The following is a 20,094-nucleotide window of genomic DNA, read 5'->3' as shown; positions in this document are numbered from 1 at the left end:
AGTGGGAGACTGCTCTGTTTTTATTTATGTAAAAAGTAGCATTTTTCTATTTTCTATAAAAAATATGAACCTGATTAGAACTTATTACAATATATAGATGAGAGGCCGATCGATATATAAAATTTTAGCGTAAAGATGGATACACTTGGAGGTGATAAAAGGTTGGAAATTAAAGAAGTAACGCATTTAATTGAAACCTATGGCAATGATGTTTATGGATTTTGCTTCAAATTAACAAGGGATAAGCATCAAGCAGATGATTTGTATCAAGAAACTTTTTTAAAGGTCACAGAATTGCGGCATAAGATTGACATGAATCATAATCCAAAAGGTTTTATTATAGCCATTGCAGCAAATATTTGGAGAAATCAAAGACGAAAGTTTGGTTGGCGGCATAGAATTGCGAGAATTGTAACATTACAACAGGATAATAATTCACCTCATTTAGTTGATATCGAAACACCAGAGAGCACTGCCATAAATAATGAATTGTATGCAATCGTTGACACGGCTTCGGAATCATTGAATGATAAATTGAAGATACCTTTGTATATGTACTACAATGCTGAATTATCAATTGAAGACATAGCCTTAGCTCTTAAAATTCCAAGTGGAACCGTAAAAAGCAGACTTCATAAGGCTAGAAAAATGATTAAAGAATATATGGAGGTCAATGGATATGAAGGATTTTGAAAAATTAGATCAATTGCTCTGGGAAGTGAATTCCTCTAAAAGCAAACCAGATGATAACCTAGATCAGAAAGTTATAAACAAAATAAGGGAGAGAGATCGAATGAAAAGTACCAGTAAAAAACGATTATCAGCGGTAGCTATAGTTGCTATGCTTATAGTGACAACATCAATTACAGCATTTGCTGCATGGAAACTACTTACACCAAAGGAAGTTGCAGAAAATTTAGGTGATAAGAGCCTTGCAAATGCTTTTGGCAATGAAGGGACTTTATCTATCAATCAAACACAGAATATCGGTGATTATAAGGTAAGCTTAATGGAATTAGTGTCTGGAAGAGAATTAAGCGATTTTAAACATTCTGCAGAAGAAATTTTTCCAGATAGAACCTACGCTGTACTTGCTATTTCGCAGGTGGATGGGACGCCAATGCCAGATCCTCTCGACCCTTTGTACGATGAAATATCATTTATCGTTTCTCCTTTTGTAAAGGGGCAGCATCCTAAAGACCTTAATATTTTTACGATGAATGGTGCAGCCAGCTGGTTTGTAAAAGACGGAGTAATGTATCGGATTATGGAATGTGATGATATTGAGGTTTTTGCAGATAGAGGACTGTATATTGCTGTCATGGATGAATTCAATATTATGAAAGCTTATAATTTTAATGTAGAGACTGGTGAAATTAAACGGAATGCAGATTATGAAGGGATGAATGCTTTGTTTGATTTACCTTTAGATCCATCAAAAGGAAACTATGAAAAAGCAGAAGAGTACCTTCGAACATTATCAATAAACCAAGAGAAGTCAGATAAAGGCATTATAAATGAAGAAATAGAGGATATGAAATCCTTTCTAGAGGGCTTTGTACTAATTCCAGAATCAGTACAACAAATTATTCCAAATGAAGTCGGAAGGATTCTTTATATCTTTGATAGAGAGAAAGCTTTACCATCCATGAAGAGCATATTAAAAGATGCTGAAATTGGACGATCCGATATTTCTTATTTTGATCAAAAGGGCATTGTAATTTTTTCAAGAGATGTGGATGACATGTTTGAGGAAGAACAGGTTGGATTTTCTAGCACAGCGTATTTAAATGAAAATTATGTTTTAGTTTTTTCAAGAGATGTGGCAGGTATTATTGAGGGAAAACTATATAAAAGATAACACTAGATGGATCAAGGATGTTTTTTAACAGAGTGGGAGACTGCTCTGTTTTTATGATTAGCAAGCAAATAGAGTAGATAATTTTTGATTTATTGAATAGCACCAACAGTTACATTTAAATATACTTTTATTTTCTAGCAGGAGAATATAGTAGTATTTAATATTGAACCAGCATCCCTGCCAAACCCTTTATTTATTAATAGATGAGGAAATACCATAGACGATGCTACCTTAAAATAATATAATATATTTCAAGAACAATATCATGTACTAGGATAAAACTGGGTATAGATACTAAAAACAATTGCTATCCTCACCAAAAACCTTTATGATTATAAGAAGAGTCTTTATAAATGAAGAAAAAATAAAATGCAACTTAGTTAATCTTTATAACGGAAAGTGAAGCGTAGTTTTATAATATATTTTTTATATAATATATAAATATAAATTAATAAAATGGGAGGCGCTATAAGATGGTAAAAAAAGTAGTAGTTGCATTAGGTGGAAATGCCCTTGGTGACAATGTAGAAGAGCAGTTGGAATTGGTATCCGTTGCAGCAGAATCAATTGTGGATTTAATTGAAACTGGAAATCATATCATCATTACACATGGCAATGGACCTCAAGTAGGGATGATTAACAAGGGGTTAAACTTTGCCTATGAAAAGGGTGCTATACAAACAGAAATGCCGTTTCCAGAGTGCTCAGCTCTTAGTGGAGGATATATCGGCTATCATCTACAAAATGCAATCAAGAATGAATTGAGAAAGCGAAACATTCATAAAAATGTTGCTACAGTAGTATCTCAGGTTCTTGTAGACAAAGATGATCCAGCATTTCGAAATCCTACAAAACCGATTGGGTCCTTCTTAACGAAAGAACAGGCAGATGCGATTTCGTTGGAAAAAGGCTATACATTTATTGAAGACTCTGGAAGAGGATATAGAAGAGTCATTGCTTCACCTAAACCATTAGAAATTATTGAACTTGAAACGATTAAGACTTTAGCAGATCATGGCAATGTTGTGATTGCCTGTGGCGGCGGTGGTATTCCAGTAATTGATGAAGATAACGCCTACAAAGGAATCGATGCTGTAATCGATAAAGATTCTACGTCAGCGTTGCTAGCAAGAGTATTAGATGCGGATGTTCTGATGGTGCTAACGGCTGTAGATTATGTTGCTATCAATTTTAATCAGCCAAACATGAAGAGTCTAGAGCGCATTAACAGTAAAGAACTAAAGCAGTATGTAGAAGAGGGACATTTCGCTAAAGGTTCAATGCTACCAAAGGTACTGGCCGCTTTAGAATTCCTTGAGGATAAAGAAGGTAGAACTGCAATCATAACCTCTTTAGAAAATTCGGCAAAGGCAATTACGGATCATCGTGGAACTATCATCTCAAATGAATTTTAAATAGATCTTAAAAAATACATATTGAAATGGATCAGACTGTCTATTACAGCGATCCTACAGTAAAATAAACTTCTCCTTTTATAACATCAGAATCTAAAAATGATGGTTAAAGGAGAAGTTTATATTTTAAATTATATTCATTCAGGATATAATAGTTACATACTACAATAAGATAATAGAAATTCTTTTCTAATAGTTGCTACACATTGGACCGACATATTATTATATAAACACAAAGGAGTTATTGTATTAAATGTATACAATTTTAGATATATTGGATAAGCTGATTGCCATTAAAGAAAGGACCCATAGCGTCTATTTGAGAGCTATAGAGAATGAAAATATTGTCCAGTCTGTAAAAACAATCATCAGTGTTCTGGGGAAAGAGGAGCAACGCCAGATAACGCACTATAAAAAAATGACACTTGATTTATGTGAGATGGAAGGGTTGGAAGTGGACTTTGATGCCTACGATAAAATTTCAAAAACACTGCTTATTTTTAACAACCTAGAGGGGGATTTGAGATTTTTAAATCCTACTGACTTATTGATATATATTATGGCGTTTGAAAAAAATTACTTTGCCCTAATCGTTACCATACAAGGAATTTTGGTAAAAACCTTTGAAGATGAAGAAAAACCACCGTATCAAGCTTTAAGGGAACTAATATCCATTGAAAGTAAACATATTGAAGCCTTAGAAAAGTTCATTAAATAAATTCGAAGGATTATTTATCTATAAAGTGAAAGATCCTTCTTTTTATTTTTTGATTTTGATTGCAATCACATTAAGGAAATTCAAAACCTTCTATAATGAAATTAATTAATCAATGAAAAATAATTTCAGGAGGTTATTTATATGAAAAAATACGAAATAGCACCAAATTCTTATTGGGTAGGGTATGTCGATGATAGAAAGGTACCCTTTCACAGATTGATTTTGGAAAAAGGTACAACCTATAATTCTTACTTCCTAGATACAGAAAAGCCTACTTTAATCGATACCGTAGATATTGAATTTGGAAGAATATTTGTTGAAAACTTAGATCGTATTATGGATCTATCACAATTAGCCTATGTGGTTATCAACCACGTAGAGCCGGATCACGCTGGCGGATTACCTGCATTGATGAATAAAGCAAAGAACGCAAAAATAGTAACTACAGCTTTAGGTGCAGAGGAATTGAAAAATATGTTTAAGCTTCATCATAGAGAATATATTATTGTTCACGATGGTATGAAATTGGATATCGGTGGAAAGACTCTTCAATTCTTTGAAACACCATATTTACACACGGAAGAAACTATGGTTACGTATTGTATTGAAGATAAAATTCTATACCCTTGCGACCAGTTCAGTACCCATATTGCAAATTATGATTTATTCAACGATTTAGCAAAGGAAGATATTATGGAGGATTTCAATGTATACTATCAATTGATTATGCATCCACATCGTCCTTATGTACAAGACATGATTCAGAAGATGAGACAATTGGAGATCCAGATGATAGCGCCATCCCACGGATATATTCTAAGAGAAAATGTAGAAAATTACATCGATGCATACGATGAAATGAGCCAAGAAAAGGGCAATAAAAAAGCAGCCATCTTATTCAGCACCATGACTGGAAACACAACGAAGGTTGCTAAGGTCATTGCAGAAACATTGGAAGAAAAAAGTATAGAGGTAAGAATTGTGAACGTTGATAAATGCGATATGGAATCCATCCTAGAAGTCGTAATGGAATCGGATATGATCTTCTTTGGAAGTTCTACGAGATATGGGGATTTGGTAGGCCATTTAGAAAATGTTCTGAAGGAATTGAAAAATGTCGATTTATCCTCTAAAATTGGTGTGGCATTCGGTTCCTATGGCTGGAGCGGAGAAGCCATAGAGGTGATTCATGATTATTTGAAAGAGTTGAACATTAAAGCCGTTGATAGCTCCTACATCATTAAGGCCACTGGAATGAACCATATACAAGTTCCAATCCGAATAAAGTTTAAGCCTAGTGAGGCTGAAGAAATCATATTAAATAAAGTGGTTCAAACCCTAGGCGATTTATTGGTGGGATAGGATCATATCTATTACGAATAAGTATCGAAAGAAGGCCTGCTGGAAGAGCGAGTCTTCTTTCAATTTTTTAAAATCTTAAAACGATAGAATGGGATCATTCAGGGTATATTAATATATATCATGAATGTATGAATGAGCAAAAAGGGGATATGCATATGAAAGCATGCTGTGAAAGGTGTCAAAATAGGCTATGTGCAAGTAAGGTTCCTATATTTTCTAATCTCAATAGCAAAGAGCTATTGCAGATTATAGAAATGACGGGTCATAAAGATTACTATAAGGGTGAGACTATATTTTTGGAAGGGTCAGAGGCAAAAAGGTTATATCTAGTGAATGAAGGTAGAATTAAAATATATAAGTTCACAAAGGATGGAAAGGAGCAGATTTTACATATTTTATCAGAAGGTGATTTCTTTGGTGAGCTGAACTTGTTTAAAACAGGTACTTATAACTTTAATGCAGAGGCGATTACACCGACGAAGCTATGTACATTGACGAAGGAAAATATGAAAGATCTGATTTTATCAAAGCCAGAAATCGGTATGAAAATTTTGGAGGTGGTAGGTGATCGGTTATCTAGAGTGGAAACCTTAGCCCAAAATTTAGCCACCAATGATGTAGACTCTAGGATTGCTTATTTGCTGCTGGATTTAAAGCAAAAGTACGGGAAGAAAGTTCCAGAAGGCATTGAAATTTCACTGAAGTTAACGAGGGAAGAGATGTCCAATTATACAGGCGTTGCAAGGGAAACCATGAGCAGAAAGCTAAAAAAATTTGAAGAGGAAGGAATTATTAAGCTGGTCGGTGCCAAAAAAGTCATCATTGTTGATGAAGAAAGCTTATCCGATTATGTATAGACTAATTATAAAAGTCGTGACAAAATAAAAGCATAAAAAAAACAAAAGTGCACATCCTAATATCATAGGAGGTGGAGTATTTATGGAAGTTAATCGTATTCAAGTAAAATGTGGCGTAGATACTTGTAATTTTTACAAGAACAACTATTGTCATGCGAATTCTATAGAAGTGAATCCTCAGGGAAGTATGAAATCTAAAACAAGTGATGAGACACAATGTACTACATTTATTCCTTCTAGATAATAAATGTAGATTCAATGATAAGATGAAGTAACCATAATAAAAAAGTATCCCTGAATCTGGTGAATGTACTCTACTAGAAAAAGGGATGCTTTTTATTGTTAAAAATAAAAAAAAGTTTCTGTTAATTGTTGACAGTAGTCCATATCGGTGGTATGATAATAAAGTAAGTAATTACAGAATATGATGTTTGGAGGATTTAATTAATGAAAACAGGTATAGTTAAATGGTTTAACAACGAAAAAGGATTTGGATTTATCTCAGTACAAGGAGAAGAAGATGTATTCGTACATTTCTCAGCAATCAACGGAGACGGATTCAAGACTTTAGAAGAAGGTCAAGAAGTAGAATTCGAAGTAGTATCAGGTGCTAGAGGACCTCAAGCTGCTAACGTATCTAGAATATAATAGAATATAAGTAATTAATATTTTAATATATATAGAATACACGAAAAACCCTGATTATTCAGGGTTTTTTGTTGTAAATTTATAATGATAAATTTAAATAAAAATATCATATATTGTTGACAATAAGAATTGAATTAGTTAGTATTATAATGATAGACCGTAAGTATATATTTTTAAACATCCTATGATGATATGGATGTTTTTTTTACTACATGGTAAGGGATGTTTATTTTTCAAATAAAGTTTATAAAAAATATAAGAAAAGCCATAGAGGAGGATTTTTAATGAGTTCAGAGGTTATAAAAAGAGAAAATGTAGAGGTTACATTAAAGGTCGTTGTAGAGGCAGCAAAGTTTGAAGAAGCGATTAACAAAGCATATAATAAAATGAAGTCAAGATTTAACATTCAAGGATTCAGAAAAGGTAAAGCACCAAGAAAAATTGTAGAAAAATTCTACGGTGTTGAAGTTTTCTATGAGGAAGCTTTCAATATCGTTTTCCCAGAAGTATATGAGGCTGCTTTAGATGAGCATAACATCGATCCTGTAGACCATCCAAAAGTAGATCTTGAAGATATTGTAGCAGGTCAAGACGTTGTGTTTACAGCCGTAGTAGAAGTTATGCCAGAGTTCGAGGTTGCGGACTATGTAGGTATAGAAGTTGAGAAAAAAGAGTATAATGTACAGGAAGAGGATATCCAAAGAGAATTAGATGGATTAGCAGAAAAAAATTCTAGAATGATCACTGTAGAAGATAGAGCAGTAAAAGAAGGCGATATGGTTATTATAGATTACAAAGGAATGGTGGACGGTATAGCTTTTGAAGGCGGTACTGCTGAGAGACAAAGCCTAACCATTGGATCTGGACAATTTATACCAGGTTTTGAAGAGCAATTAGTTGGTAAAAATATTGGAGAAGAAGTTGAAGTTCAAGTGACATTCCCAGAAGAATACCATGCAGAGGAGCTTGCAGGTAAGGCGGCGATTTTTGAAGTTAAGATCCACGAAATTAAAGAAAAAGAGGTTCCTGTAATCGATGATGAATTTGCTAAAGATGTTTCAGAATTCGATACATTAGAAGAATTAACAAACGATATCAAAAAGAATTTAGAAGAAGATGCTAAAAATAGAGCCATACAAGAACAAAGAAACGACGTAATAGAGGCTATAGCAAATAAAGTTGAGTTAGAGATACCAAGTGCGGTAGTAAATAGACAAATTGACAATATGCTAGCAGATTTTGATTACCGTCTACAATTCCAAGGATTAAATCTAGAATATTATCTTCAATTAACAGGAACAAAAGAAGAAGATCTAAGAGAGCAAATGAGACCAGATGCTGTTAAAACAGTTAAAAACGAATTGATTCTGGAAAAAATCGGAGCAAAGGAAAATATTGTGGCAACAGATGAGGAATTAGAAGAGCAACTAGAAAAAATGGCGAAGCAGTACAATCAAGAAATAGAAAAACTAAAAACAAACTTAAGACAACAAGATTTAAATGCAATTAAAGAGGGTATTATTATCAGAAAGACAGTAGATTTCTTAGCAGAAAATGCGAAATTAATATAATAAGCGCATAGAATTAAGAGCTGGAAGGAGAGATTTAAAATGGCATTAGTACCTATGGTCGTGGAGCAGACAAACAGAGGGGAAAGATCTTACGATATTTACTCTAGATTATTAAAAGAAAGAATCATTTTTTTAAGCGATGAAGTAAACGACGCTACTGCTAGCTTAGTTGTGGCTCAGCTTTTATTCCTAGAGTCTGAAGATCCAGATAAGGATATTCAGTTATATATTAATAGTCCAGGCGGATCAATTACCGCTGGTATGGCAATCTATGATACGATGAACTATATCAAGCCAGATGTATCTACAATCTGTATCGGTATGGCGGCATCTATGGGTGCCTTCCTTCTAACCGCTGGACAAAAAGGAAAGCGTTTTGCGTTGCCAAATGCAGAAATTATGATTCATCAGCCTCTTGGTGGAACGAGAGGCCAAGCAGAGGATATTCGTATCCATACAGAGCGAATTTTAAAGATGAGAGAAACCTTAAATAAAATTATCGCTGAAAGAACTGGTCAGCCTTTGGAAAAGGTACAGAAAGATACTGATAGAGATTTCTTTATGGAAGCAGAGGAAGCAAGAGCATATGGTATAATCGATGAAGTTATTACTACCGCAAAGAAATAATCAGAAATTGAAAGAGGTGTAAAAATGTCAAGATTTGATGAAAAGAAGCAGCTAAAATGCTCTTTTTGCGGTAAGTCCCAAGACCAGGTAAGAAGACTTATTGCTGGTCCAAATGTGTATATTTGTGACGAATGTATAGAATTATGTCAAGAAATCATTCAAGAAGAATTTGACGAATCTATAGACTTAGATTTAATGGATCTTCCAAAACCTAGTGAAATAAAGGATATATTGGACCAATACGTTATTGGTCAAGAAAAAGCAAAGAAAGCTTTAGCAGTAGCAGTATACAATCACTATAAGCGAATCAATGTAGAAGATGTTAAAAGTGGAGATGTTGAACTACAAAAAAGTAATATCTTAATGCTGGGACCGACTGGTTCTGGTAAGACACTTTTAGCACAAACCTTAGCTAAAATAATTAATGTTCCATTTGCTATAGCAGATGCTACTTCATTGACAGAGGCTGGTTATGTAGGCGAGGATGTGGAGAACATTCTTTTAAAGCTGATTCAGGCAGCGGACTATGATATTGAAAGAGCTGAAAAGGGAATTATTTATATAGACGAGGTTGATAAAATTGCTCGAAAGTCTGAGAATCCTTCCATCACTAGAGATGTCAGTGGCGAAGGGGTACAGCAGGCCTTACTTAAAATATTAGAAGGAACAGTTGCTAGTGTACCACCACAAGGTGGTAGAAAGCATCCGCATCAAGAATTCATTCAAATTGATACAACCAATATTTTATTCATTGTTGGTGGTGCTTTTGATGGAATCGATTCTATTATTCAAAAGCGTACGAGCAAGAAATCTATGGGATTTGGTGCAGAGATTGAAAGTAAGCAGGTTCTAGATTTGGGAAGCTTATTGAAGCAAATTCAGCCAGAGGACTTGTTAAAGTTTGGTCTGATTCCTGAGTTTGTTGGTAGATTGCCAGTGGTAGTGACTTTAGAGCAATTAGATGAAGAAGCCCTCATTAAAATATTGACAGAACCTAAAAATGCACTGACAAAACAGTATAAGAGACTGTTTGAAATTGACGGTGTTCATTTAGAAATTGAAGAGGAAGCACTTCGACTCATCGCAAAGAAAGCAATCGAAAGAAAAACTGGTGCTCGAGGATTAAGAGGGATCGTTGAAGGCATCATGATGGATACTATGTATGAGATTCCATCGAGAGACGATATCGAAAAGGTGATTATTACAGCGGAAGCCATTACTGAAAATAAAGAACCAAAGATTCTCTTAAAAGAAGATGTAAAACCGAAATTAGATAAAAAAGAAAATGAGGAATCTGTATCCTAATAAAAATCCCAACTGATGTTGGGATTTTTTTATAACGAATAGGAAGGTTCTACTTATAAAGATTTTCTAAAAAAAGAACTTTACCATAAATGAGTTTCAAGGAAAGCTTCCTTATAACGCTTTTATAGAAGCTTTCCTTATAAAAAGATAAGGGAGCGCACATACTACCATTAAGTAGGAAAGGAGGATTTACTTTGTCCCATATCTTTTTTATAGTCCAGTTCTTCTTTGCAGTGGTCATCGGGCTATATTTTTTAAGTTTACTAAAAAACCAGCAGGTTAGTAAAATTGCCATGGAAAGAGAATCGAAAAAAGAGATCGACAGATTGAGAGAAATGAGGGAGAATGCACTAACAACACCTTTATCGGAATCTGTAAGACCCAGCACCATAGAAGATATCATTGGTCAAGAAGATGGCATTAAAGCACTAAGAGCGGCGCTTTGTACCAATAATCCGCAGCATGTGATTATCTACGGTCCTCCTGGCGTAGGAAAGACTGCGGCAGCACGGGTGATATTGGAGGAAGCCAAAAGAAATCATCAGTCGCCATTTAATTTCAGCTCCAAATTTATTGAAATTGATGCCACCACTTTAAGGTTTGATGAAAGGGGAATTGCAGACCCTTTAATGGGCTCTGTACATGATCCAATCTATCAGGGGGCAGGCAAACTAGGACAGGCAGGAATACCCCAGCCCAAGCCGGGCGCAGTGACGAAGGCCAACGGTGGCATTTTGTTTTTAGATGAAATTGGGGAGCTTCATCCTGTCCAAATGAACAAGCTACTTAAGGTTTTAGAGGATCGGAAGGTTTTTTTAGAAAGCTCTTATTACAGCTCAGAAGACAAAAACATACCAAGCCATATCCATGAAATCTTTAATAATGGATTGCCGGCAGATTTTAGGTTGATTGGTGCCACTACAAAATCACCTTCGGACATACCGGATGCTCTAAGATCCAGATGTATTGAAATTTATTTTAGACCCTTATTTCCAGAGGAAATTGGAATTATCGCAAGGAAAGCCTGCCAAAAGAGCGGATTAGACATAGAGGAAAGAGCCTTAGAGGAGATCAAAAGATATGCTTCCAGCGGTAGAGAAGCAATGAATATAGTGCAAATCGCCAGTGGGCTGGCTATGACCCAGAATCGAAGAAAGATTGAGCTAGGGGATATCCAATGGATTGCAGAAAGTGGACAGTATGCGCCTAGGGCGGATCAAAGGGTGGGAGAAGCACCTGCCATTGGCTACGTCAATGGGCTGGGTGTCTTTGGCCCCCACATAGGTACCATGATTGAAGTGGAAGCATCTGCTGTAAGGGTTCCAGGAAATCGCAATGGAAGAATTATTATCACTGGAATCGTAGAAGAGGAAGAAACAAATTTACCAGGGAGGACTCTGAGAAGAAAAAGTACGGCTTCGAATTCTGTGGAGAATGTATTGACAGCGCTGAAAAAATTCTTGGAGGTTCGTCCCGATGATTATGATATCCATTTAAATTTTCCTGGCGGTGTTCCAATTGATGGTCCATCTGCTGGTATTGCAATTGCTACGGCCATATATTCTGCAATTACAGAGCAGTTCATCGATCCTACCATTGCTATGACAGGGGAAGTATCCATCAGGGGCAATATCAAACCGGTGGGTGGAGTTCCAGCGAAAATAGAGGCTGCTAGGAGAGCCGGATGCAGAAGCGTTCTCATTCCAAAAGAAAATTATCAAGAGCAATTTAAGGAATTTAGCATTGAAGTAATACCCATTGAAGGGATCAGAGAAGCCATTGAAATTTCATTGTATAAAGGCATGAACCGTGAGAGTAAGAGCAATGGAAATATTTCTGAAAAACATCCTTTCGTAGCTGCTTTAGGAAGTAATCCTCCAGCAAAGGATACTCCACAGTTGAAAGAATAGCCCTATATTTTTGTATAGTGCTATTTTTTATGACCTAACCCAATTTATGCGACGAGAGGAGCAATAAATTGATGGTAGGTCAAACGCAACGAATGCCAATTTTATCGACCCTAGGGAGAATAAAATTGTGCAATGAGACTGCGAAATAACCCAATTTATGCGACCAAAGGAAGCGATAAATGAATGGTAGGTCAAAGGCAATGAACAGCAAATTTGCACGACCAGTGGGAGTGAACAAATTTGAGTTGCGAGACTGCGAAATAACCCAATTTATGCGACCAAAGGAAGCGATAAATGAATGGTAGGTCAAAGGCAATGAACAGCAAATTTGCACGACCAAAGAAAGTGAACAAATTTGAGTAGCCAGGCTGTGATTTGTTGATATATTCATAGGAATTCGGGTAAAATATTGAAAAAAGATGGATTAAAGGATATAATATTAATCAACTGCTAAAAAGATAAGTAATTTTTGAATCATATATCCAACCTGTAAATTTAGAAGAAGTTAGGAGATGATGAAATGGAAATAAATGAAAGCAGCAAAAAAGTACGAACTCTGCCCTTAATTCCCTTACGTGGAATGACAATTTTCCCATATATGGTATTGCATTTTGATGTAGGAAGAGAAGCTTCGATTAATGCTTTAGAAGAGGCAATGGTCAACGATCAATTAATTTTCTTGGCTGCACAAAAAGAAGCGGAAATAGAAGACCCAAAGCCCGATGATTTTTATGATGTGGGTACAGTTTCAAAAATCAAACAGATGCTAAAGCTGCCGGGTGATACCATTCGAGTATTGGTGGAGGGTATAGCTAGAGCCAAAATAGTGAATTTGGTACAAGAAAGTCCCTATTATCTTGTGGATGTAGAAGAGCAGAACTATCAACTAGAGGTAGAGAAGAATAAAGAAGTCGATGCTTTAATGCGTAGTGTCTTAGATGCCTTCGAGGAATACATAGATGTGAGCAACAAGGTTTCCCCAGAAATTCTACTGAACATATCTGAAATCGACATGCCTGGAAGATTGGCCGATACCATCGCATCCAATCTTTTATTAAAACCGGCTGCAAAGCAGGAAATATTGAATGAATTCGATCCAAAGCTTCGATTGGAAACACTGTATCGAATCTTATTAGAAGAGGTTGAAATCTTAGAGATTGAGCAAAAAATAAACAACAGAGTAAAAAACCAAATCAATAAAATGCAGAAAGAGCATTATTTGAGAGAGCAATTAAAGGCGATACAAAAAGAGCTAGGGGACGATGAAGACCTGGTAGAAGAAATCGATGAATATAAACAGAAGCTAGAGAAAATTAAGTTTCCAAAGGATATTAAGGAAAAGGTTGAGAGAGAAATCGATCGCCTCATGAGACTTTCTCCTTCCTCAGCAGAAACTGGTGTGATCAGAAGCTATATCGATTGGATTTTAAGCCTTCCTTGGGATACTGAAACTAAGGACAAGCTGGATCTGAAAAAGTCTGCAGAGATATTAGATGAGGATCACTACGGTTTAGAGAAAGTAAAGGAAAGAATACTAGAATATCTAGCCATTCGTCAGCTTTCAAAATCAATGAAAGGGCCGATTCTTTGCCTCGTTGGACCTCCTGGAGTTGGGAAAACCTCCATTGCCAAGTCCATTGCCCGCTCCTTGAATAGAAAATTTGTTCGAATGTCTTTAGGTGGCGTAAGGGATGAAGCAGAAATTAGAGGTCATAGGAGAACCTATGTAGGTGCCATTCCGGGCAGAATTATTTCTTCTATCAGACAATCTGGTAGCAAGAACCCTGTGTTTTTATTTGATGAGATTGACAAGCTTGCCAGCGATTTTAGAGGAGATCCAGCATCTGCACTGTTAGAGGTTTTAGATCCAGAGCAGAACAATAGCTTTACAGACCATTATTTGGAAATTCCCTTTAACCTGTCAAAGATTATGTTCATTACCACTGCCAACAGCTTGGATACCATACCGGGGCCACTGTTAGATCGTATGGAAGTCATTCGAATCGCAGGTTATACTGAGGAAGAAAAATATAATATCACGCAGAAATATTTATTGCCAAAGCAGATTAAGGAACACGGACTAAAGCCTGAAAACCTACAGATTTCTGAAAAGGCCATTCGAGACGTGATCAACTACTATACGAGAGAGTCCGGCGTTCGAAACCTAGAAAGACAGATTGCGAATATTTGTCGTAAGGTAGCGAAGCGTGTTGTGGAAGAAAAATTGACTACCGTTCGTATCGCACCGAACAATTTAGGAAAGTATTTAGGAAATCCTGTCTACCGATATGAAATGGCAAACCAAAAGGATGAAGTAGGTATTGTACGAGGCTTAGCGTGGACTCAGGTCGGTGGTGATACTCTATCTATTGAGGTTACTCTAATGAAGGGCGACGGAAAGCTTGTACTGACTGGTCGTCTTGGCGACGTGATGAAGGAATCTGCCAGAGCAGGAATCAGTTATATCCGCTCAAGGGCTGAGGAATTAAAGATCGATCCTGATTTCCATAAAACTTTAGATATTCATATTCATATTCCGGAAGGTGCGATTCCAAAAGATGGTCCTTCCGCTGGTATTACCATGGCTACTGCTGTAATCTCTGCCCTTACCAACACGCCGGTATATAAAGACGTGGCCATGACGGGAGAAATAACCTTAAGAGGTAGAGTTTTAGCCATTGGCGGATTAAAAGAAAAAGTGCTTGCAGCTAATCGGGCAGGCATCAAGAAAATTATTATACCGATGGATAACAAACGGGATCTTGATGAGATTCCAGACAATGTAAAACGCAAACTAGAATTTGTCATTGCAGAAAACATGGATCAGGTTCTAGAGCATGCGTTAAAAGGAGCGGAATAGATGAAGGTAATTAGTTCGGAAATCGTGATCAGTGCCGTTGCTCCAAAGCAATATCCGGAGAATGGACTTCCTGAGATTGCTTTAGCAGGTCGATCCAATGTTGGAAAATCTTCAACAGTCAATACCATTCTCAAAAGGAGAAAGCTAGCGAGAGTCAGTGCCAGCCCAGGAAAAACAAGAACCATTAATTTCTATATCGTGAACAATGAATTCCATATCGTAGATTTACCTGGCTATGGCTATGCAAAGGTGTCCAAAGGAGAAAAAGAAACCTGGGGCAAAATGATGGAGACATATTTAAGCTCTAGAAAGAATCTTTATGAGGTAATTTTATTGGTGGATATTCGTCACGAGCCAACAGCAGACGATAAGATGATGTATGACTGGATCAAGCACTATGGATACGGTTCCATCGTTATCGCCACAAAATCAGACAAAATATCCAGAGGCGCTTATCAAAAGCATTTTAAGATGATTCGAGAAAAGCTTGGCATGTCGCCAGAGGACAAAATCATACCGATATCTTCTCTAAAGAGAGAAGGGATCGACAAGCTATGGCATAGTATTGAAGAAATATTTATAGCAAATAATTTACCCATAACTATAGAAGAAGCTGAAGAGTATTAATTACTCTACAGCTTCTTCTATTTTTTCACTTTTTTCTTTGTTAAAAATTGAGGACCAATCCAACTCCGATACAATCATTCCTGCTAAAATCAATGCACATCCGAAGATAGCTCTTCTGGTCAGTATTTCGTTGGAGACGAAATAAGCAAATATTGCAGAAAAAACGGGCTCTCCAGAATAAATAAGGGCAGTATGTGTAGGTGAAGTAAATTTCTGCATTACATTTTGAACGATGAAGGCGACGGAAGTGCAAACAATGGATAGAATAAACATGGGTATCCATATTTCTTTTCCAGTGGGTAGTATTGGCTGCTCTATAGCAAAGCTAAAGATTAAGCTCAATACGCCAACGGTCCCGATCTGTACGATGGCCATAGTGATGGAGTCCACTGCAACGGTGTACTTGCCTACCGTAATAATATGGAGTGCAAACATGAAAGATGCAATTAAAGTCAATAAATCGCCACTGTTCAAAGATAGAGAGGAATCCAATGTTAGAAATCCCAGGCCCAGGATGGCACATACAACGCCAATGACTGCATATTTATTTGGTTTGATCTTTAATAACAAAGCAGATAGAACAGGAACGATCACCACAGAAAAACCGGTGATGAATCCGGATTTAGATGCAGATGTATACTGGAGTCCCGTTGTCTGTAGTGCATACCCTGTAAAAAGTATGGCACCGATCATCATACCGTATTTGATGCTGTTCTTATCGGCTTTTATGATATTTTTATAAAATATAATTGCAGATACTATTGCTGCTAGAATAAAACGGATCGCTAAAAAGTTAAAAGTAGCGATATGGTCCAATGCATTTTTTGTTAATACGAAAGACGAACCCCAAGCTAAAGTAACCGCCAATAGGGCTAAATCTGCCTTCAGTTGTTTTGACATCCAATGACCCCTTTCTTATGCCTTTATTCTATGACTAACTCTAATTATATACGATTTTCACTGGGATTAACATATGCTGTAAGATAAAATTTATAGAGGACCTGGGGACTTTTTATTGCATAAAAAAATAAAGGAAGAATGACTCTTCCTTTACTCACAAGTTTTATGTAAGATTACTCTTCAGGTTCAAACATGTCCTTGCTAACGCCACATACTGGACATACCCAATCCTCAGGGATATCTTCAAAAGCTGTTCCTGGAGCGATTCCTCCATCTGGATCTCCTACTTCAGGATCATACACATAACCACAAGGTATACATACGTATTTCATAATTATCAGTCTCCTCTCCTCAAATTGGTTTTACTTAAAGTGTTTACCTATTAACATTACCATTATACCCATTATTATGCAATACTAAACAAAAAAGAATATGCATTCACCTGTTTTTATAGAACTTTTTAGAGACGGAATCATAAGATGTAGTGTAGTTATAGTATGGAATAGAGAGGTGAAAGATGATGGACAATAGGTTTCCTGTTTGTATCAATACAATGAAACTAACGATGCCCAAATTAGAGGTATACTATCCATCGATAGGTGGAATTTCGGATATCAATGTGCAGAAAAAGATGAACAATACCATATTAAATTTAGTGTACCAGATGATAGAAGATCAAGGATATTATAAAAATACTGAAACGACAATTACAGGCTATTTCGAAATCAAAAATAACCAGCGAGGAATTCTGAGCTTAACATTGAGCAATTACGCATTTTCTGGCGGTGCCCACGGCATGACCATTATGAAATCCCTTACTTTTAATGTAGAAACAGGAGAAGAGTACAGCTTAAGTCAATTATTTAAACCGGGAAGTAATTATGTCAAAGTATTATCTGAGCTGATTAAGGTGCAAATAAGGGAAAGAGATATTCCAGTGATAGAAGAATTTTGCGCAATTAAACCGAATCAAGACTTTTATATTGCAGATAAAATCTTGGTCCTATATTTTCAGCTTTATGAATTGGTACCGTACGCCTATGGTTTTCCTCAATTCCCGATATCCGTTTACACGATTCAAGATATCATCAATGAAGATGGGCCTTTAGGAAGAATGCTTTATTAGAAAATTAGAAAGAGATCGTAAGAAGTAAAAAGGATGATTTTGTCTCTTTAAATAGGGTAGAATAAATGTAATATCCAGTATTGAAGAATACTGGATATTATAGTATAGTGGATCGAAATAGATCTGCAAAATGAGGTGGAACAATGAAAACGGATGGCAGGAATATTCTTGTAGTAGATGATGAAGAAGATATCGTCAATGTGATTAAAAGCTATTTAGAGAAGGAAAAATACCATGTTTTTACGGCTTACAATGGAAATGAAGCCATAGAACGATTTCATCAAAATTCGATTGATTTTGTTATTTTAGATCTAATGCTTCCAGACTTATCCGGTGAGGAAATATGTAAAAAAATTCGCATTGAATCTCAGGTTCCTATATTGATGCTTACAGCAAAGGTTGATCTTACAGATCGTATCTATGGCTTGGATATTGGTGCAGATGATTATATGATTAAGCCATTCAGCCCAAAAGAACTAGTGGCCAGAGTCAATGCAATATGGAGAAGGCTGGGAGAGGATACCGTTAAGGCAAATATATTGAGCTTTTCCAATGAGGATTTAACTGTTGATCTCAATAAATTAGAAGTGCGAAAAAAAGGAAAACTAATCGATCTAACCAGTACGGAATATAAGATCCTCAGTTTACTATCGAAAAATACAGGGAAGATATTTACGAGGGAAGAATTGGTCACTAAAATTTTGGGCTATGATTATGAGGGCTATGACCGAACCATTGACACCCATATCAAAAATATTAGGCAGAAAATTGACGATGAGCAGAACAAATATATTGTGACCGTATATGGGACAGGCTATAAGTTTGCTGGAGGGCTGAAACTATGAATCGCCTTAGAACGAGGCTAACCCTATTGATCCTAGGTGGTGCTGTTTTTTCTATTCTTTTAGTGAGCATCATTGCCAATGGAACCATATTGAAAAATTTTGATACCTATATGGAAAAGGAGCAAGAAAAAAGGTTAGAGAGTTTCCTCCAGCTGGTTAAAGAATCCTATGCTTCAAACAACGGTTGGACAAAAGGAACCTTCAACGAAATTAGAAACTCTTCGCTGACTCGCAACTTTGATATAGAGATTAAGGATGCGGACAATAACCTTGTCTTTACCTCTAGTATGGAGAATACCATGGTGCAAATGCACAATGAAATGAGGAACAGAATGGGGCACGGGATGATGCGAAGGAATCGTCAGAGCATCCAGGAGCAAAATCTTCGAGAGGAAAACTATGTTGTAGATCAATACGATATGGTGGTGGATAACCAGCGGATTGGTAGTATTACAATTGGCCAAGTGGGTCCATTCTTAATTTCAGAAAGTGATATAGAGTTTACCAAGGGCGTGAACAACGCCATACTTTATGGCGCCATGATATCCATTGCCGCTACCATTTTACTGGGCGTCTATTCCTCTAAAATTTTCTTAGTGCCCATATTAAGGATTACCCAGTCTGCCAATGATATTCGAGAGGGAAAGCTGGATACGGAGGTGATGACTTCGGGTAATATCATAGAACTGAGGGATCTTTCCGTTTCAATCAATCATCTCTCAAAATCCTTGAAGGAACAAGAGCTACTGAGAAAACGATTGACTTCTGATATTTCACATGAATTAAGGACGCCTTTGACCATCCTCCAAAGCCATATCGAAGCCATTAGTGATGGTGTATGGGAACCGACTCAGGATAAGCTGGAAATATGTAAAGCTGAAGTCCACAGACTGATTAAACTGGTAGATGAATTAAAGCATCTAACAGATATAGAGAATCATCAATTAGATTTAGAAATTCATCGATACTGTTTATCTAAAGATTTAAACGAAGTAGTGACAAGCTTTCAATACCAATTCCAAGAAAAAGGAGTTCTATTGAACCGCAATATAAAAGAAAACATCGAAATTTATGGCGATAAGAATAAAATAAGGCAGGCTGTGGTGAATTTGATCTCCAATGCTTTTAAGTTTACGAGCTCAGGAGGAACTGTAACTGTTGAATTGTTAGAAAACCAAGATGAAGTGGAGATTGTTGTTAAAGATACGGGTATGGGAATCGACCAGCAGGATATTCCCTATGTATTTGAAAGGTTTTATAGAGGCGATGCCTCTAGAAATAGAAAAACAGGGGGTGCTGGGATTGGATTGTCTATTACAAAAACCTTGGTTGAAGCACACGGCGGAAATATTATAGTAGAAAGTGAAAAAAACAAAGGAACAAAATTTATAATAAGATTGCCAAAAGAAAAAAGTAAATAGAGATTTTATCTAAAAAAATAGATATCTTCATATTTTCTTCA

The 20,094-nt window shown here is 36.3% G+C and carries 19 protein-coding genes; 17 read left to right on the top strand and 2 right to left on the bottom strand.

The window, feature by feature from the left end; all coding sequences use genetic code 11:
• Window positions 1-135: 135 nt before the first annotated feature.
• The 14 genes from CLOS_RS11360 (at window position 136) to yihA (ending at window position 15,761) form a co-directional block, all read left to right on the top strand.
• On the top strand, window positions 136-693 hold the full coding sequence (locus CLOS_RS11360) for an RNA polymerase sigma factor (protein ID WP_242649572.1): 558 nt from the start codon (window positions 136-138) through the stop codon (window positions 691-693).
• On the top strand, window positions 680-1,861 hold the full coding sequence (locus CLOS_RS11355; protein ID WP_012160027.1) for a hypothetical protein: 1,182 nt from the start codon (window positions 680-682) through the stop codon (window positions 1,859-1,861). Before CLOS_RS11360 ends, CLOS_RS11355 begins: the two co-directional genes overlap by 14 nt.
• 473 nt (window positions 1,862-2,334) lie before the next feature.
• The gene (arcC, locus tag CLOS_RS11350) at window positions 2,335-3,276 is read left to right on the top strand and encodes a carbamate kinase (protein WP_012160026.1); all 942 of its coding nucleotides are present in this window, start codon (window positions 2,335-2,337) and stop codon (window positions 3,274-3,276) included.
• A 253-nt stretch (window positions 3,277-3,529) separates the two neighbouring features.
• A complete protein-coding gene (locus CLOS_RS11345; protein ID WP_012160025.1) occupies window positions 3,530-3,994 on the top strand; it encodes a hypothetical protein in 465 nt (154 codons plus the stop codon).
• Between the two features lie 141 nt (window positions 3,995-4,135).
• Window positions 4,136-5,356 carry an FprA family A-type flavoprotein gene (locus tag CLOS_RS11340; protein ID WP_012160024.1) on the top strand — a complete coding sequence of 407 codons (1,221 nt, stop codon included), beginning with the start codon at window positions 4,136-4,138 and terminating at the stop codon, window positions 5,354-5,356.
• Window positions 5,357-5,484: 128 nt separating this feature from the next.
• Window positions 5,485-6,213 carry a Crp/Fnr family transcriptional regulator gene (locus CLOS_RS11335; RefSeq protein ID WP_041719298.1) on the top strand — a complete coding sequence of 243 codons (729 nt, stop codon included), beginning with the start codon at window positions 5,485-5,487 and terminating at the stop codon, window positions 6,211-6,213.
• Window positions 6,214-6,295: 82 nt separating this feature from the next.
• A complete protein-coding gene (locus CLOS_RS15670; protein WP_012160022.1) occupies window positions 6,296-6,457 on the top strand; it encodes a DUF1540 domain-containing protein in 162 nt (53 codons plus the stop codon).
• Window positions 6,458-6,660: 203 nt separating this feature from the next.
• On the top strand, window positions 6,661-6,861 hold the full coding sequence (locus tag CLOS_RS11330; protein ID WP_012160021.1) for a cold-shock protein: 201 nt from the start codon (window positions 6,661-6,663) through the stop codon (window positions 6,859-6,861).
• Between the two features lie 284 nt (window positions 6,862-7,145).
• Complete coding sequence (gene tig / locus CLOS_RS11325) at window positions 7,146-8,432, top strand: trigger factor (protein ID WP_012160020.1); 1,287 nt, start codon at window positions 7,146-7,148, stop codon at window positions 8,430-8,432.
• 39 nt (window positions 8,433-8,471) lie between these two features.
• Window positions 8,472-9,059 (top strand): ATP-dependent Clp endopeptidase proteolytic subunit ClpP, encoded by a 588-nt coding sequence (gene clpP, locus CLOS_RS11320; RefSeq protein ID WP_012160019.1) that lies wholly within the window; start codon window positions 8,472-8,474, stop codon window positions 9,057-9,059.
• A gap of 24 nt (window positions 9,060-9,083) precedes the next feature.
• Window positions 9,084-10,364 (top strand): ATP-dependent Clp protease ATP-binding subunit ClpX, encoded by a 1,281-nt coding sequence (gene clpX / locus CLOS_RS11315; protein ID WP_012160018.1) that lies wholly within the window; start codon window positions 9,084-9,086, stop codon window positions 10,362-10,364.
• Window positions 10,365-10,558: 194 nt separating this feature from the next.
• The gene (gene lonB / locus CLOS_RS11310) at window positions 10,559-12,274 is read left to right on the top strand and encodes an ATP-dependent protease LonB (protein ID WP_012160017.1); all 1,716 of its coding nucleotides are present in this window, start codon (window positions 10,559-10,561) and stop codon (window positions 12,272-12,274) included.
• Window positions 12,275-12,794: 520 nt separating this feature from the next.
• Window positions 12,795-15,134: an endopeptidase La gene (gene lon, locus CLOS_RS11305; protein WP_012160016.1), complete on the top strand. Its 2,340-nt coding sequence runs from the start codon at window positions 12,795-12,797 to the stop codon at window positions 15,132-15,134.
• Complete coding sequence (gene yihA / locus CLOS_RS15940) at window positions 15,135-15,761, top strand: ribosome biogenesis GTP-binding protein YihA/YsxC (RefSeq protein ID WP_012160015.1); 627 nt, start codon at window positions 15,135-15,137, stop codon at window positions 15,759-15,761.
• On the opposite strand, the gene CLOS_RS11295 is transcribed toward yihA, so the two are convergent.
• A complete protein-coding gene (locus CLOS_RS11295; RefSeq protein ID WP_012160014.1) occupies window positions 15,762-16,661 on the bottom strand; it encodes a DMT family transporter in 900 nt (299 codons plus the stop codon). It lies immediately after the preceding gene.
• A 173-nt stretch (window positions 16,662-16,834) separates the two neighbouring features.
• The gene (rd, locus tag CLOS_RS11290; RefSeq protein WP_041719295.1) at window positions 16,835-16,996 is read right to left on the bottom strand and encodes a rubredoxin; all 162 of its coding nucleotides are present in this window, start codon (window positions 16,994-16,996) and stop codon (window positions 16,835-16,837) included.
• Between the two features lie 185 nt (window positions 16,997-17,181).
• Between rd and CLOS_RS11285 the strand changes: the two genes are divergently transcribed.
• The 3 genes from CLOS_RS11285 to CLOS_RS11275 all read left to right on the top strand — a co-directional run bounded on the left by CLOS_RS11285 (window position 17,182) and on the right by CLOS_RS11275 (window position 20,053).
• Window positions 17,182-17,787: a DUF3298 and DUF4163 domain-containing protein gene (locus CLOS_RS11285; RefSeq protein ID WP_012160012.1), complete on the top strand. Its 606-nt coding sequence runs from the start codon at window positions 17,182-17,184 to the stop codon at window positions 17,785-17,787.
• 143 nt (window positions 17,788-17,930) lie between these two features.
• Window positions 17,931-18,632, top strand: coding sequence for a response regulator transcription factor (locus CLOS_RS11280; protein WP_012160011.1), 702 nt, complete (start codon window positions 17,931-17,933; stop codon window positions 18,630-18,632).
• Window positions 18,629-20,053, top strand: a complete 1,425-nt coding sequence (locus CLOS_RS11275) for a sensor histidine kinase (protein ID WP_012160010.1) — start codon at window positions 18,629-18,631, stop codon at window positions 20,051-20,053. Before CLOS_RS11280 ends, CLOS_RS11275 begins: the two co-directional genes overlap by 4 nt.
• Window positions 20,054-20,094: the final 41 nt, after the last annotated feature.

It is taken from the genome of Alkaliphilus oremlandii OhILAs, from assembly GCF_000018325.1.
Taxonomy (GTDB): domain Bacteria; phylum Bacillota; class Clostridia; order Peptostreptococcales; family Natronincolaceae; genus Alkaliphilus_B; species Alkaliphilus_B oremlandii.
The sequence above is the reverse complement of the archived record's forward strand: the minus strand, read 5'-3'. Positions and strand labels throughout refer to the sequence as shown.